The following is a 14,166-nucleotide window of genomic DNA, read 5'->3' as shown; positions in this document are numbered from 1 at the left end:
ATGAGGAAAAAAACACAATTGATCCATGGCGGTATTTTTGGTGATGAAAAAACAGGAGCGGTTTCGGTGCCGATCTATCAAGTGAGCACTTATAAACAGGATGGTCCGGGGAATCACCGGGGATATGAATATTCCCGTACAGGCAACCCCACCCGCCATGCACTCGAGGAATTGATCAAGGACCTGGAGGAAGGAAAAAGAGGATTCGCCTTCGGATCGGGAATGGCAGCGATGACGGCGGTTATGATGCTGTTTAATCAAGGTGATCATGTATTGATGACCGATGACGTTTATGGTGGTTCTTTCCGGGTCATCACTAAAGTGCTTAACCGCTTTGGGGTGGAAGCTACGTTCATCAATACGAGTGACATACATTCGATCGAAAACGAGATCAAGGACAATACCAAGGCACTGTTCATTGAAACCCCGACGAATCCATTATTGAAGATTACTGATCTAGAAGCGGTATCAAAAATAGCTAAAGATAACGGCATCCTTACAATTGTGGACAATACCTTCAGTACGCCATATTGGCAAAATCCACTTACACTTGGAGCCGATATCGTACTTCATAGCGCTACGAAGTACCTGGGGGGACACAGCGATGTTGTAGCGGGTCTTGTCGTGGTGAATGATGAAAAACTTGGCAATGACCTTCATTTCATCCAAAACTCTACAGGAGGCGTGCTAGGGCCCCAAGATTCATGGTTGCTGATGCGGGGCATTAAAACGCTGGGAATCCGGATGGAAGAACATGAAAAAAATACATCTCGGATCGTCAGCTTCCTATCCGGGCATAAAGACGTTTCCAAGATTTATTACCCAGGTCTTGAAAACCATCCGAACCATGATATTGCAAAAAAACAATCGCGTGGCTTCGGCGGTATGGTTTCGTTCGATGTCGGCAGTGCCGAAAAAGCCGAATCCGTTTTGAGTAAAGTGAAATTCTTCACACTGGCTGAAAGCCTAGGGGCAGTGGAGAGCTTAATTTCAATTCCAGCCTTGATGACACATGCCTCGATTCCGGCAGAGCGCCGTGCAGAGCTTGGAATAACCGATGGGTTGATTCGTATTTCAGTTGGTCTGGAAGACGTTGAAGACTTATTGGAAGACTTGGAACAAGCGCTAAAAGGATAAATCGGAAAAGGAACCGCTTCATAGCTACCTGCCATTATTTACACCCTGTCATTTGGAATAAATATGGTAGAATGAGATATCGATATCTTATTAGCTTGAAAGAAGGTGGAATGGCATGAAAAACCGCAAAAAACAAACGGCGGCAATGCTCCGTTCGAAAATGGTCGATTTTAAACAATTTGCGATCACATTGTTATGTGTGGGCTCGTTCTTCTATTTAGGAACCATCCTTCCCTCGGGCGACAAAACGATGATTGACACATATGTCTATATGGGAGCGACAATTATGTTCCTTGGCATATCCATAGTATTTTTCCGATTATCCAATAAATATAAAAGGACCCTGGCGGAAATGGATGACCAGGATTCTTTACAACAATAGAAGCAAACCTGATTCTTTCAAGAATCAGGTTTTTTTTGTTTTTTCTTACGTTTATGCCCGTTGTATGGGCAGATATATCATACTCATTACCTCCTTGAGGTAATAGTTGCTTTTGAAAATGGGAAAAAAGAATGAAGTTTTAAAAAAATAGGCAAAAGCCGTTTACAAATATCGAATTTATGGATATACTTACCAGGTAATAAAAAATATTCCAAAGGGAGGTCGAAGAAAATGAAGTTGTACCTATATGATGGAATCGTTACTGATCAGATTAGCCGGTCCGTTTCAAATGACAATCACATACAATTCGACCTGTGCCAAGCGGAATATTTCTAAAGCAATTTTTTGGCTTTATTAATCATTCACATAGCGGCCGCAGGGAGAAGTGTTTTATCCTGCGGCGTTTTATATTTTCTAAAAAATCCCGCAGGAGGACGTAACTTTCTGCGGCCTTTTTATGCCTTTTTGTTGGGCCGCTCCCTTAAAGGAGGTGATATTATGACACTGAATATGCTTTTTTTTACAATCACGATAAAAATGAAAAAAATGACTGCTGAGGAATGTTTGCAACAGGAGAGAATCCACAAGATTAGAGAAGAACATCTGGACAAAGCGATGAAACATCGTCCTTTTTTCTAAAGACATAAGAGGTTGGTATCCCGTTAATATTTTAAGAAAGGTGGAGGTTAATATGTTGAATCTGGTGTACGTAAAAGGAGAGAAGCGTTGCTATTGTCAGGAGAAGGATACCGGCTAACGGCCGGAACTGTGATAGCCGTTTATGTTGTTGTCGATCAGTTGCTGCGCAATTTGAAATGAATAGTAAAAAAGGAAAACTCGGCTCTCGGGCCGAGTTTTTTCTTTGCTTGCATCAGCAGCACGGACCTGATCCGCCATAACCAAACCCACATCCGGGGAACCACCAAAACCCGAAAATGAGCAATAAAATCAAGAGGACGATAAACAGGCCATAACCAAACCCGTAACCGGATCCGGCATAACAAGGTGCAGGAGCAGGATAACCATAGCTGCACCTGTATGGTCCATAGTTATATCCCATCCTAAAAACCCCCTTTCCTTAAAAATTCACTTTCATTATATGAACGTTTGCCCGTGTCCGTTTGGGAATTCAACCAGTCTGGTTTGAACATTTAATACTTTCATGATTTCTTTTAGCGGGACAGACACGAACAAGCCCATTGCTGCATAGGTATGTATGAATAGGGAAACCAAAGAAACGGGGGATGAAACCAATGCCCGGAATACTTACAGTTGTCGGTTACATTATCAAAGAATTTTACTTATTTGTTTCCTATGTGAAAAACAACGCTTTTCCCCAGCCCTTGTCATCTCAGGATGAAAAGAGGTATCTGAAGCTAATGAGTGAAGGTGACGGTGATGCCCGTAACATCCTGATCGAGCATAATCTCAGGCTTGTTGCCCATATTGTCAAGAAATTCGAGAATACGGGCGAAGATACAGAGGATTTGATTTCGATTGGGACAATTGGTTTGATAAAGGCCATTGAGAGTTATTCGGATGGAAAGGGTACGAAGCTGGCCACATATGCGGCGCGTTGCATTGAGAATGAAATCTTGATGCATTTACGGGCGACTAAGAAAACGAAGAAGGATATTTCCCTGCATGATCCGATCGGTCAGGATAAAGAAGGAAATGAAATCAGTTTGATCGATGTGCTGAAATCGGAATCGGAAGATGTCATCGATACGATTCAGCTCAATATGGAAATTGAAAAAGTGAAAAAGTACATTGATATTTTGGATGAACGGGAAAAGGAAGTCATTGTAGGCAGGTTCGGACTCGATTTAAAAAAGGAAAAAACCCAGCGGGAAATCGCTAAAGAGCTGGGCATTTCCCGCAGTTATGTATCAAGGATCGAAAAACGTGCCTTGATGAAGATGTTCCACGAATTTTACAGGGCGGAAAAAGAGAAGGAAAAGAAAGCTAAAGGATATGAAAAGTAAAAAGAGTGCGGGGAGCTTTCCCCGCACTCTTTTTTTAATATTTATTTCTGATCAAATCTGCAAATGCATGATAAATCTCGATTCCCTGAGAAAGGAACAGACGTGAAGCGGTTAAAGAAAAGACCCCTATCATAATCATTCGGAACCACATATGAATCACTCCTCCATTTTATTTTTTATAAAATGTCAGAGCGTAAGGCTACGTAATTCGCCTGAAAAAAAACAGGACTGAGATATCGTAGGCGGAGATTTGAGTGAAAATAAAGAAAACTCAAAATGGAAAATTCGAAAATGAGAATAATGATAAGTGACTGCCAGGAACTGAAGGAAGGCACCAAAGGCTGTTTCTTGTCGGCCTTATCCCAATGGTGAACATCGGTATGTTCTTCAATGGTTAGCTGCTGTGCAGGGTGATGGAACTGTATGGACAGTGTCCAAAGGAGCAGGATGATGGCAGACATGTGAATAAAGAATTTCATATGAATCAACCACCCCTTTCCCAAGAATATGAATATATTCATCATAACATGCTTTTAATCCGGGATATAGAAAAATGTTCTGACAAAATACTGAAAATTCCTTTTAATTAGAAAAATTTTGAAAAAACCTCTATAATAGGATTATTGATAAAAAGGGGGCAATAAAGTATGGGATATTCTTTGACATGGGATTTGGATATCTTTTTTAAAGGAGGAAGTTCTTCCAAGGAGTTCCTGCTTTTTTTAGATGAAATTAACGAAGAGGTACAAGAATTAGACCGACTTGTAAGCAATATCAATCCAGAAGGAAATGATGAAAGCAGTTTAATCCAGGCATTTGATCTTTTAAAAAACACTAATATGAAATCATCACAGGCCGGTGCTTTCATCGGGTGCCTGGAAGCTCAAAATGCGCAGGATAAAAAGGCAGGTCAGCTGCGGATCAAACAAATGAAGATAGTCGCTTCACTAAAAATGGTGTTAAGCAAGCTGGATGAAAAGTTGTTGCAGCTTGATGATGCGTTTTTTAAAAAAATCCTCGAAAAAGAACCATTGAATGAATTGAAATTCGTATTGAACGAACGTCGGGAAAGGGCAAAGGAAAAGCTTTCCGTAAAGGAAGAATCATTAATCACTCAATTGTCCATGGACGGTTTCGAAGGTTGGAGCCAAATGTATGATACGATCGTTGGTTCAATGACCATCCCTTATAAGGGTGAAAATCTTTCTGTAGGCCAAGCGGCGAATAAATTTTCTGATCCCGATGGAATGGCCCGAAAAGAATTATTTACTGCATGGGAACAGGCTTGGGAGGGAAAAAATGACCTTTTTGCTCGGACTTTGAACCACTTGGCGGGATTTCGTCTCAGCGTGAATGAAAAAAGGGGCTGGGATGATATTTTGAAGGAGCCTCTTGAAATAGGGAGGATGAAAAAAGAAACCCTTGAAAGTATGTGGAATGTAATTGCCGACCATAAGGAGCCGCTTGTGAGGTTTTTACAAAGGAAGGCAGAGTTACTGGACTTGGATAAATTAAGTTGGGCGGATTTGGATGCACCGCTAGCTGTCACAGCCGAGTCCAAAGTGATGGATTATCAAGAAGGTGCGGACTTCATCGTTCAGCAGTTCTCTAAATTTGGCACTCAATTAGCAAACTTCACCCAAAAAGCTTTTGAAGATAGCTGGATTGAAGCGGAGGACAGACCAGGTAAGAGGCCAGGAGGTTTTTGCACGGGCTTTCCATTAAATAAGCAGTCAAGAATTTTCATGACGTACTCGGGCACCCCTTCCAATGTATCGACATTGGCCCATGAATTGGGGCATGCATTCCATTCTTATGCGATGAGGGATATCCATCCATTGAATCGATCATATGCAATGAACGTGGCTGAAACAGCCTCTACTTTTGCTGAAATGGTCGTATCGGATGCAGCTGTGAAGGAAGCGGCCAGTGAAGAAGAAAAGCTGGTTCTTTTAGAAGATAAAATTCAGCGTTCCGTATCATTATTGATGAATATCCATGCCCGTTTCTTATTCGAGACAAGATTTTATGATGAGAGGAAACAGGGATATGTCAGTGCCGAACGGTTGAATGAACTGATGGTTGATGCACAAAAAGAAGCTTATGGTGATGCGTTAAGTGATTATAATCCAACATTCTGGGCATCAAAGCTACATTTCTATATTACAGGTGTACCATTTTATAATTTTCCGTACACCTTCGGATACTTATTCTCATTAGGCATATACGCCAATGCCCTGAAAGAACCGGCAGGATTCGAAGAAAAATATATCGCCCTATTAAAGGATACCGGTTCCATGAAGGTCGAGGATTTGGCGGAAAAACATTTAGGCGTCGATTTGACGACCCGGGATTTTTGGGAAGAAGCGGTTAAGGCCTGTATGGAGGATGTAGAAGAATTCATACGTTTGACTGATCCCCTTGTCCGAAAGGCATAAAAAGCTTTAGGCTGAATATGAACGAAAAAAGGCGGATGTCCGGTTTAGGACATCCGCTTTCCTATTTAAACTTTCCTCATTTTAAATGGACTGACCATGAGTAATGATAATATAATCATAAGGGATAAGAAAAAGACCGGATGGAAATATGGGATGGCGAGATAACTTAAGGTAGCTATGCAGCCGGCAACCGTAATGGGAACTCCTGTAAAATACCCATTGCTTTCACTTATATTGAAGCGGGCGAGGCGAAATGCGCCGCAGCCGATATAGAAAACCGTGAAGATTGTGCCAGGTGCTCCGAATTCTATTAATATTCCTTGGTATAATAATAGAGCTGGTGCGACGCCAAAAGAAATGATGTCACACATGGAATCAAGTTGCTTACCCAATTCCGATTCAATGTTGAACTTCCGTGCAACCATACCGTCAAAGCGATCTGCAAGGGCAGCCAGGAAGATTAAAAGCAGGCTTAAATTCAATTGGCCGTGCATCACGGCAATTATCGCAAATCCACCAAGGGATAAATTCATTAAAGTAAGTATATTTGCTGTTTGTGCTTTCACTTTTTTAATGGTTTGATCTAGGGCGTGTAATAAAAACATCTTTTCACTCCTTTCAAATGAAACAAAATAAAACAAAATATAGTAAACATAAGTATTTATTATATAATAATATTTTATTTAACACAATTTATGCAAGTCATTTTTGAATAATTTTACAATTTGGAGTGGTTTTATTTGTATCAGTCTTTGTATCGCATTCTTATTGAACTGACGAATGGTCGGTATTCATCAGGTTTATTAAAGCATTTTAGCCAATCACGTTGGAGCAGGCCCTTAATTTTACTATATGTAAAAACTTTCAACCTTAATCAACAAGAATTTGGTAAGGATTTAAAAGGGTATACGAACCTGCATGATCTATTTACAAGGCGGTTAAAGGCGGACGCCAGGCCCATCACTGCCGTTCCTTCTGCAGTGGCTTGTCCCGTGGACGGTATACTCGAGGATTCAGGGGAGATATACGCTGATAAAAAGATCATCGTTAAGGGAAAGGTATATTCAATGGAGGAGATGCTTGGGGATGAGCTTTATTTGGAAAAGTACCTAGGCGGCAAATATCTCGTGTTATACTTAAGCCCAAGTCATTACCATAGGATCCATGCACCAATCAAGGGTTCCGTAGTCAAACGATGGACGCTTGGAAGGAAATCGTACCCCGTTAATAAATGGGGGATGAAATATGGAAAAGAGCCATTGTCAAAAAATTACCGTACAATAACTGAACTTCAAAATGAAGCTGGAAGCCTGGCAATGGTGAAAGTCGGGGCCATGTTTATAAATTCAATCGTCATTACTGATGAATCGGATGAATTGGAAAAAGGACAGGAATTTTCATATTTCAGCTTTGGGTCGACAGTGGTACTTCTTTTTGAAAAAGGCAGTTTTGAACTTGAAGGAAACTTATCCATTCCGGCAGATGTCCGTGTCGGTGAAACAATCGGATTCATGAAAGCCGTCTAACTCCAAATGAAAATAAGAAGGCTGACATTTAATGTCAGCCTATGTATTTCATATTAAAAAATTGATCGGATTTTATGTGTTAAGGATCTTCGATGAATTTCCGTTTCTATGAGGCGGATGAAATCGGTACTTAACTTTAAATTCTGCGCTTTAAAATAGGATTCCAGCAACAGGTCATCAGATAGTTTTTGCATCAGAACGCCATTTACGGCTGCTCACCTCCAGTAGGTATTGCGGGGAATAATTTGGTTTTCACTTGCATATATTGATAAGTCATCCTTGATGTACCCCTACTGTATCAGAAATAAACGTGGAGAACAATCGTTCTGTTATCCACAGTTAAAAGTGGATAACCTGTGGTTAAGTTGTTTACAAGGTGGACGAAATGGCGCACATCAGTATGGAAAATGTTAGTAAAGTTATCCACAGGTTGAACAAATGAAATTTTTGTCGAAATCTTTTAGGAATAATTAGTTCTTTGGTTCTGGTCTACCTGCTAATTTCCCATTTCTTAATAAAAAATGCCTTTCCATATCAGAAAACATACATTATGATGTTTTTTTACCGTCAGCCTTTCTTTCCTAATTTTTTTTGAAAGTAAGCCGAAAATTCGATATGATGGAGACGGTAAATTTTAATGAAAATACAGAGGTGTCAATATGCTTAAATTATTTTTGCCGAGTGAACATGTTAAAAGCATTTTTAATATAGATCCTCAAGAATTGAAAAAAAGAGGGATTAAGGGAGTCATTACCGATTTGGATAATACTCTCGTTGAGTGGGATAGGCCAACTGCCACCCCCGATTTAATCAAATGGTTCGACAATATGAGGGATCATGGGATTTTAGTGACGATTGTATCCAATAATAATGAAAATCGGGTTCGGTCTTTTTCCGATCCGCTTCACATTCCGTTTATCTTTCAGGCAAGGAAACCGATGTCAAGGGCTTTTCATAAAGCACGTAAGTCAATGGGATTGAAATTGGAAGAAACGGTTGTAATCGGCGATCAGTTATTGACGGATGTATTGGGAGGAAACAGAGGCGGGTTCCATACGATCTTAGTGGTCCCTGTCGCACAAACCGACGAATTCAGAACGAAAATCAATCGTTATTTTGAAAGAAAGATCATGGCGTTTTTTAAACGAAGAGGAATGATAGAATGGGAGGATCACAATTGAACAATCATCAAGAATTAGTGTGCATCGGCTGCGGTGTGAAAGTCCAGACTGAAGATCCGAAGGAGTTGGGCTTTGCCCCTACATCGGCTCTGGAAAAAGAGAGCATCGTTTGTCAGCGCTGCTTTAAATTGAAACATTATAACGAAGTTCAGGATGTATCCTTAACAGACGATGACTTCTTGAAAATCTTGAATAAAGTAGGCGAAACTGATTCTTTAATCGTCAAAATCGTCGATATTTTTGATTTCAATGGAAGTTGGCTGCCTGGCCTGCATCGATTTGTAGGAAGAAACGATGTTCTTCTGATCGGTAATAAGGTCGACTTATTGCCTAAATCAGTAAAACCGAACAAGTTGATTAATTGGATGAAGCAATCGTCCAAGGAATTGGGGCTTAACCCGGTTGATGTCCTGCTTGTCAGTGCGGAAAAGGGAAAGCACATACTTGAAGCGGCTGATGCGATTGAGCGGTATCGCAAAGATAAGGATGTCTATGTGGTGGGCTGTACGAATGTAGGTAAATCGACTTTCATCAACCGTCTTATAAAAGAAGTGAGTGGTGAAGGGGATATCATCACGACATCCCATTTCCCAGGCACAACATTGGATATGATCGAAATACCTTTGGATGATGGACAAGCATTGATCGATACACCAGGAATCATCAATCATCATCAAATGGCTCATTATGTGGACAAACGGGACTTCAAGGTGATTATGCCGAAGAAGGAAATCAAGCCGAGAGTGTACCAACTGAATGAAGCGCAGACGCTATTTTTCGGAGGGCTGGCCCGGCTGGACTATATCTCAGGCGGAAGGCGTTCGCTGACTTGCTACCTTTCGAATGAATTGAATATCCACCGTACGAAATTGGAAAATGCAGATGAATTGTATAAAAACCATGCCGGGGAATTATTGACGCCCCCACGGCCTGAACAAATCGAGGAGTTCCCGAAGCTGATTCCACATGAATTCTCCTTGAAAGATGGTAAAATGGATATTGTGTTTTCAGGTCTTGGCTGGGTTACGGTCAATGAGCCAGGAGCGAAAATCGTTGCCCATGTACCAAAGGGCGTAAATGTGATCGTTCGTAAATCATTAATCTAAATATAGGGGTCGTCTAGTCTATGAAAAAGATATATGGGGTAATGGGAGATCCAATTGCACATTCGATGTCACCGGACATTCATAATGATGCATTTGAAAAAGAAAATATAGAAGCGGTTTATCATCATTTTCATGTGACGAATGAAGGTTTGAACGATGCTGTAAAAGGCATGAAAGCCCTTGGTATAGAAGGGTTTAACATCACGATCCCTCATAAGACTTCAATCATCCCATTCCTTGATGAAGTGGATGAACTGGCCCTTGCAATCGGGGCTGTAAATACGGTTGTTAACAAAAATGGTCGGTTTATAGGGTATAATACAGACGGAAAAGGATTTTTCAAATCTTTATGCGATGAAATATCAGGTGACATTAAGGCTAAAAAAACGTTAGTGATCGGAGCGGGCGGTGCTGCGCGTGCGATTTATTTTACCCTTGTAAAAGAAGGGGTAAAGCAAGTTGATATTGCAAACCGGACAAAGGAAAGAGCGGCCCAGCTTGTTTCTGATTGCCCATATGATAAAGTATCGAAGGCACTCTCGATTATCGAAGCGGAAGAAAGCTTATCACAATATGATTTAATCATCCAAACGACTTCTTCAGGAATGAGCCCGGAATTGGATCATTCACCGTTGAAGGTCGACCAGCTTAAAACCGGTGCAATTGTCAGTGATATTATCTATAACCCTCTGCATACCAAGCTGCTGCGTGAAGCGGGGGAAAAAGGGGCGGAAACGCAAAATGGTTTGGGGATGTTCATCAACCAGGCTGCGCTCGCTTTCGAGATATGGACGGGCATTATGCCGGATACAGCAAGAATGACAGATATTGTCTTGAACAAACTAGGAGGTAACACATGTTAACAGGAAAACAGAAAAGATTTTTACGATCAAAGGCCCATCACCTCAATCCAATTTTTCAAGTTGGTAAAGGCGGGGTCAATGATAATCTCATCAAGCAAATTGGTGAGGCGCTTGAAGTACGTGAATTAATCAAGGTCAGCATCCTGCAAAACTGTGAAGAGGACCGCAATGATGTGGGACGTTCTTTATCAAAAGGTGCACGGGCGGAATTGGTTCAGATTATCGGCAACACAATTGTGCTGTATAAAGAATCAAAAGAAAACAAACAACTTAAATTACCTTAAGGAACCTATCTATGAAAAAAATTGGAATTCTTGGCGGTACATTCAACCCTCCACATATCGGGCATTTAATTATAGCGAATGAAGTGCTGGATGCCCTTGAGCTAGATGAAATCAGATTCATGCCAAATCACGTTCCTCCCCATAAGGAAAAATCGGAGGAAGTAACCGATATGGACAGGCTGGCTATGTTGGAAAACGCGATAGCCGGAAACCCATCTTTTTATATTGAGGGTATTGAAATAGAAAGAAAAGGCACATCTTATACGTATGATACGATAAAATTGCTGAAAGAACTTGAGCCAAGCAATGAGTTCTATTTCATAATTGGCGCAGATATGATTGAGTATTTACCGAATTGGCACCGTATTGACGAGCTGGTGAACATGGTCAATTTCGTCGGGGTGAAGCGCCCTGGCTATAATGAAAAGACCGTATACCCAATCACGATGGTGAAAGTCCCTCAGATGTTCATTTCTTCTTCCATGATACGAAGGAAGTTAAGAACGGGGAAAACCGTGAAATATTTAATAGCAGATCCAGTGGTGAAGTATATTAAAGGGAATGGTTTATATGAATCGTGAGAAAGCTTTGGCGCTGGTCAAAGAACAAATCACCGAGCGCAGGTACATTCATACCTTGGGTGTGGTCGAGTCAGCGATTGAACTTGCTGAACTGTATGGTGCCGACGTCAAAAAAGCGGAACTGGCAGCCATTTTCCATGATTATGCAAAATTTCGTCCAAAAGAGGAAATGGAGCAAATTATAATCGCTGAAAAAATGGACCCGGAGTTACTTGAATACAATATGGAGCTGTGGCATGCTCCTGTCGGGGCTTATCTTGTAAAAAAGGAAGCCGGTATCACTGACGCTGAAATATTGGATGCGATTGCCCATCACACGTCTGGCAGGGTTGGCATGAGCCTTTTGGATAAGGTCGTATACCTTGCTGACTATATTGAGCCGGGACGTTCCTTTCCCGGAGTCGACGAAGTCAGGCAGACAGCAAAGCAAAATTTGGATCATGCTGTCATCCAGGCTTTAAGGAATACAGTTGTTTTTTTAATGAAAAGAAATCAGGCAATTTACCCTGACACATTTAAGACATATAATGATTTGATCATGAATTTGAAGGAGAAGATGTAATGACTGAACGTGAACTTCTTGTAATTGCAGCAAAAGCGGCGGATGATAAACGAGCGGAGGATATCGTAGCATTGAACATGCAAGGTATTTCCCTTGTAGCGGATTACTTTTTGATCTGCCACGGTAATTCTGAAAAACAAGTACAAGCAATAGCTCGTGAAATGAAGAGCAAAGCTGATGAATCAGGAATCAATGTAAAACGTCTTGAAGGTTTTGACGAAGCGAAATGGGTGCTTGTGGATCTTGGCGATGTAGTGGCCCACATCTTCCATAAGGATGAAAGAAACTATTATAACCTCGAACGTTTATGGGGAGATGCACCTTTTGAAGATCTAGAGAGTGAACTGACTCCATGACTTACGAACGCTTTGCCTATGTATACGATGAATTGATGAAGGACGCTCCCTATGAAAAATGGCTGATGATCCTTACGGCGAAGCTGGAACAGTACGGAATTGGTGGAAGGAAAGTCCTGGATTTAGCGTGTGGAACCGGGGAAATGACCGTTGGATTGGCGCAACACGGATTCGAAGTCACCGGCGTGGATTTATCCGATGAAATGCTTCTCGTTGCCAATGAAAAAGCGGTGAAGCTTGGATTATCGATTCCACTTTTCCAACAGAATATGGCAGAACTTGAGGGACTTGGTCAATTTGATTGTGTCACGATTTTTTGTGATTCGCTGAACTACCTTCGCGACGAGGCGGATATAGTGAAAACGTTCAGCAGGGTTCATGAGCATTTGAAGAATGGCGGATTATTCTTGTTTGATATCCATTCCATTTATAAAATGGAAGAAATCTTTCGTGATCATACGTTTGCTGTCAATGGTGAAGAAGTATCCTATATATGGGACTGTTTCCCAGGTGAAGAACCTTACAGTGTGGAACATGATTTAAGTTTTTTCGTGAGGGACGATGAAAGTGGTCTGTATGACCGTTTTGATGAGTTGCATTATCAACGGACCTATCCGGTTGAACAATATAAACAGTGGTTGCAGCAAGCAGGTTTTACGGTTTCTGAAATTCTGGCGGATCTTGAAGAAGAACCGCTTGTAACGGAAACCGAAAGAATCTTGTTTGTAGCTAGTAAATGAATCAAGAGGTCAGTAATCGCCGTTCGTACATCACTGTACGAGTGGAGGTCTGACCTCTTTTTTTTATTTTTAGAAGGAAATGAGATATTGATTACGAATATTAATATGGATGGCCGAACTGTTTTTCCACTTCTTGAAGATCCTCTGCAAACTTTTCATGTGTAGCTTGAAAGAGATGATGGAACATTTCCCCTGTTTCAGCTTCTAAAACCTTGATCCCTTCACCCGTGATTCCACCCTTTACACAAACCTTTTCCTGCAAGGCCGGCAATGTATAAACTCCTTTACCAAGTAGTTCCCCTAAGCCAATCAACATGTTCTCAGTCAAAGTCGTAGCGGTTTCTTTATCAATCTTCGTCGTTTGGCATGCCGCGTCAATGAAAGCTTGTGCTAAATAGCTGAAGAAGGCAGGACCGCAGCTGACGATGTCGGAAGCTACCCGGGTGATATCATTTTCAATGATGACCGGTGCCGATATGGCGGAGGCCAATTCGTATAATTCCGACTTTTTTTTCTCACTGCAGCCATTGCCGAAACTCAGTAACGATACCCCTGAGCCCACCCGGTTGGTTATGCTGGGGATAAAACGGGCGCAGGGGGCTTTCACTGCCGATTCAAGCTGGGACACTGAAAGCGGGCTTGTAATGGAGATAACTAGTTGTTCCATTTTTATATGATGTTTGATGCCCTGTAACAGGCTGTCAATTTGTAATGGTTTTACACAGAGAAAAATAAAGTCCGCTTGCTGGACGACTTCGGCTGCGCTTTCCGCCACCTTGATTCCGGGGTGTTTTTCTTTCAGCACCAATGCTTTGGAAAGCGTTCGATTTGTAATGATTAGATCAGCCGGATTCAAAATTTTTGCCTCCAGCCACGCCTCGATTAAAATGGTACCCATATTGCCGGTTCCGATTACACCGATTTTCTTCAATGCCGATCAACTCCTCTCACTTAAAGCGATTGATACTCCTAAAAACACTATGTATTTTTAATCTGTCCTATGACAATGTATCGTGAGAAATCAA

General features: G+C 41.3%; 18 protein-coding genes. 14 read left to right on the top strand and 4 right to left on the bottom strand.

The features are described from left to right. The 3 genes from QUF78_RS18595 (at position 1) to QUF78_RS18585 (ending at position 2,158) form a co-directional block, all read left to right on the top strand. A complete protein-coding gene (locus tag QUF78_RS18595) occupies positions 1-1,137 on the top strand; it encodes a bifunctional cystathionine gamma-lyase/homocysteine desulfhydrase (protein WP_289315596.1) in 1,137 nt (378 codons plus the stop codon). Between the two features lie 115 nt (positions 1,138-1,252). Further along, complete coding sequence (locus tag QUF78_RS18590) at positions 1,253-1,519, top strand: YrhC family protein (RefSeq protein ID WP_289315597.1); 267 nt, start codon at positions 1,253-1,255, stop codon at positions 1,517-1,519. 498 nt (positions 1,520-2,017) lie between these two features. Beyond that, positions 2,018-2,158: a YrzI family small protein gene (locus QUF78_RS18585; RefSeq protein WP_072273247.1), complete on the top strand. Its 141-nt coding sequence runs from the start codon at positions 2,018-2,020 to the stop codon at positions 2,156-2,158. Positions 2,159-2,390: 232 nt separating this feature from the next. Here QUF78_RS18585 and QUF78_RS18580 read toward each other — a convergent pair whose 3' ends face one another. Beyond that, the gene (locus QUF78_RS18580) at positions 2,391-2,579 is read right to left on the bottom strand and encodes a hypothetical protein (protein ID WP_289325818.1); all 189 of its coding nucleotides are present in this window, start codon (positions 2,577-2,579) and stop codon (positions 2,391-2,393) included. A 193-nt stretch (positions 2,580-2,772) separates the two neighbouring features. Between QUF78_RS18580 and sigK the strand changes: the two genes are divergently transcribed. Beyond that, entirely contained in the window at positions 2,773-3,504 is a 732-nt protein-coding gene (sigK, locus tag QUF78_RS18575; protein WP_289315599.1) for an RNA polymerase sporulation sigma factor SigK, read from the top strand. 647 nt (positions 3,505-4,151) lie between these two features. Then, positions 4,152-5,942 (top strand): M3 family oligoendopeptidase, encoded by a 1,791-nt coding sequence (locus QUF78_RS18570; RefSeq protein ID WP_289325817.1) that lies wholly within the window; start codon positions 4,152-4,154, stop codon positions 5,940-5,942. A gap of 65 nt (positions 5,943-6,007) precedes the next feature. Here QUF78_RS18570 and pssA read toward each other — a convergent pair whose 3' ends face one another. Further along, positions 6,008-6,547 carry a CDP-diacylglycerol--serine O-phosphatidyltransferase gene (gene pssA / locus QUF78_RS18565; RefSeq protein ID WP_289325816.1) on the bottom strand — a complete coding sequence of 180 codons (540 nt, stop codon included), beginning with the start codon at positions 6,545-6,547 and terminating at the stop codon, positions 6,008-6,010. A 135-nt stretch (positions 6,548-6,682) separates the two neighbouring features. Here pssA and QUF78_RS18560 point away from each other — a divergent pair, with 135 nt between their 5' ends. Next, entirely contained in the window at positions 6,683-7,468 is a 786-nt protein-coding gene (locus QUF78_RS18560; RefSeq protein WP_289325815.1) for a phosphatidylserine decarboxylase, read from the top strand. Positions 7,469-7,521: 53 nt separating this feature from the next. Here QUF78_RS18560 and QUF78_RS18555 read toward each other — a convergent pair whose 3' ends face one another. After that, positions 7,522-7,662, bottom strand: coding sequence for a sporulation histidine kinase inhibitor Sda (locus QUF78_RS18555; RefSeq protein WP_034311351.1), 141 nt, complete (start codon positions 7,660-7,662; stop codon positions 7,522-7,524). A gap of 465 nt (positions 7,663-8,127) precedes the next feature. Between QUF78_RS18555 and QUF78_RS18550 the strand changes: the two genes are divergently transcribed. From QUF78_RS18550 to QUF78_RS18515, 8 genes are read left to right on the top strand one after another with little or no spacing between them, the layout of a single operon-like run. Further along, positions 8,128-8,649 (top strand): YqeG family HAD IIIA-type phosphatase, encoded by a 522-nt coding sequence (locus tag QUF78_RS18550; RefSeq protein WP_289325814.1) that lies wholly within the window; start codon positions 8,128-8,130, stop codon positions 8,647-8,649. Next, positions 8,646-9,755, top strand: a complete 1,110-nt coding sequence (yqeH, locus tag QUF78_RS18545; protein WP_483313853.1) for a ribosome biogenesis GTPase YqeH — start codon at positions 8,646-8,648, stop codon at positions 9,753-9,755. The genes QUF78_RS18550 and yqeH overlap by 4 nt, the downstream gene beginning before the upstream one ends. Positions 9,756-9,775: 20 nt before the next feature. After that, positions 9,776-10,618 (top strand): shikimate dehydrogenase, encoded by an 843-nt coding sequence (aroE, locus tag QUF78_RS18540; protein WP_289325812.1) that lies wholly within the window; start codon positions 9,776-9,778, stop codon positions 10,616-10,618. After that, on the top strand, positions 10,612-10,902 hold the full coding sequence (gene yhbY, locus QUF78_RS18535) for a ribosome assembly RNA-binding protein YhbY (protein ID WP_207437102.1): 291 nt from the start codon (positions 10,612-10,614) through the stop codon (positions 10,900-10,902). The genes aroE and yhbY overlap by 7 nt, the downstream gene beginning before the upstream one ends. Before the next feature lie 11 nt (positions 10,903-10,913). Next, the gene (locus tag QUF78_RS18530; protein ID WP_289315607.1) at positions 10,914-11,483 is read left to right on the top strand and encodes a nicotinate-nucleotide adenylyltransferase; all 570 of its coding nucleotides are present in this window, start codon (positions 10,914-10,916) and stop codon (positions 11,481-11,483) included. Then, a complete protein-coding gene (yqeK, locus tag QUF78_RS18525) occupies positions 11,473-12,045 on the top strand; it encodes a bis(5'-nucleosyl)-tetraphosphatase (symmetrical) YqeK (protein WP_289325811.1) in 573 nt (190 codons plus the stop codon). The genes QUF78_RS18530 and yqeK overlap by 11 nt, the downstream gene beginning before the upstream one ends. Then, positions 12,045-12,401, top strand: a complete 357-nt coding sequence (gene rsfS, locus QUF78_RS18520) for a ribosome silencing factor (protein ID WP_057218744.1) — start codon at positions 12,045-12,047, stop codon at positions 12,399-12,401. Before yqeK ends, rsfS begins: the two co-directional genes overlap by 1 nt. Beyond that, the gene (locus QUF78_RS18515; protein WP_289325810.1) at positions 12,398-13,141 is read left to right on the top strand and encodes a class I SAM-dependent DNA methyltransferase; all 744 of its coding nucleotides are present in this window, start codon (positions 12,398-12,400) and stop codon (positions 13,139-13,141) included. The genes rsfS and QUF78_RS18515 overlap by 4 nt, the downstream gene beginning before the upstream one ends. Before the next feature lie 100 nt (positions 13,142-13,241). On the opposite strand, the gene comER is transcribed toward QUF78_RS18515, so the two are convergent. Continuing rightward, complete coding sequence (gene comER / locus QUF78_RS18510; protein WP_289315610.1) at positions 13,242-14,072, bottom strand: late competence protein ComER; 831 nt, start codon at positions 14,070-14,072, stop codon at positions 13,242-13,244. Between the last annotated feature and the right edge of the window lie 94 nt (positions 14,073-14,166).

Origin of the sequence: Peribacillus sp. ACCC06369 (assembly GCF_030348945.1) — a bacterium.
Taxonomy (GTDB): domain Bacteria; phylum Bacillota; class Bacilli; order Bacillales; family DSM-1321; genus Peribacillus.
The sequence above is the reverse complement of the archived record's forward strand: the minus strand, read 5'-3'. Positions and strand labels throughout refer to the sequence as shown.

What these genes read in the sequence shown, in the direction of transcription:
- QUF78_RS18530 (WP_289315607.1), top strand. Translation starts at nt 10,914, where the DNA reads ATGAAAAAAATTGGAATTCTTGGCGGTACATTCAACCCTCCACATATC.
- QUF78_RS18550 (WP_289325814.1), top strand. Translation starts at nt 8,128, where the DNA reads ATGCTTAAATTATTTTTGCCGAGTGAACATGTTAAAAGCATTTTTAAT.
- QUF78_RS18555 (WP_034311351.1), bottom strand. Translation starts at nt 7,662, where the DNA reads ATGCAAAAACTATCTGATGACCTGTTGCTGGAATCCTATTTTAAAGCG.
- pssA (WP_289325816.1), bottom strand. Translation starts at nt 6,547, where the DNA reads ATGTTTTTATTACACGCCCTAGATCAAACCATTAAAAAAGTGAAAGCA.
- rsfS (WP_057218744.1), top strand. Translation starts at nt 12,045, where the DNA reads ATGACTGAACGTGAACTTCTTGTAATTGCAGCAAAAGCGGCGGATGAT.
- QUF78_RS18590 (WP_289315597.1), top strand. Translation starts at nt 1,253, where the DNA reads ATGAAAAACCGCAAAAAACAAACGGCGGCAATGCTCCGTTCGAAAATG.
- aroE (WP_289325812.1), top strand. Translation starts at nt 9,776, where the DNA reads ATGAAAAAGATATATGGGGTAATGGGAGATCCAATTGCACATTCGATG.
- yhbY (WP_207437102.1), top strand. Translation starts at nt 10,612, where the DNA reads ATGTTAACAGGAAAACAGAAAAGATTTTTACGATCAAAGGCCCATCAC.
- QUF78_RS18580 (WP_289325818.1), bottom strand. Translation starts at nt 2,579, where the DNA reads ATGGGATATAACTATGGACCATACAGGTGCAGCTATGGTTATCCTGCT.
- QUF78_RS18595 (WP_289315596.1), top strand. Translation starts at nt 1, where the DNA reads ATGAGGAAAAAAACACAATTGATCCATGGCGGTATTTTTGGTGATGAA.
- QUF78_RS18515 (WP_289325810.1), top strand. Translation starts at nt 12,398, where the DNA reads ATGACTTACGAACGCTTTGCCTATGTATACGATGAATTGATGAAGGAC.
- yqeK (WP_289325811.1), top strand. Translation starts at nt 11,473, where the DNA reads ATGAATCGTGAGAAAGCTTTGGCGCTGGTCAAAGAACAAATCACCGAG.
- sigK (WP_289315599.1), top strand. Translation starts at nt 2,773, where the DNA reads ATGCCCGGAATACTTACAGTTGTCGGTTACATTATCAAAGAATTTTAC.
- QUF78_RS18570 (WP_289325817.1), top strand. Translation starts at nt 4,152, where the DNA reads ATGGGATATTCTTTGACATGGGATTTGGATATCTTTTTTAAAGGAGGA.
- QUF78_RS18585 (WP_072273247.1), top strand. Translation starts at nt 2,018, where the DNA reads ATGACACTGAATATGCTTTTTTTTACAATCACGATAAAAATGAAAAAA.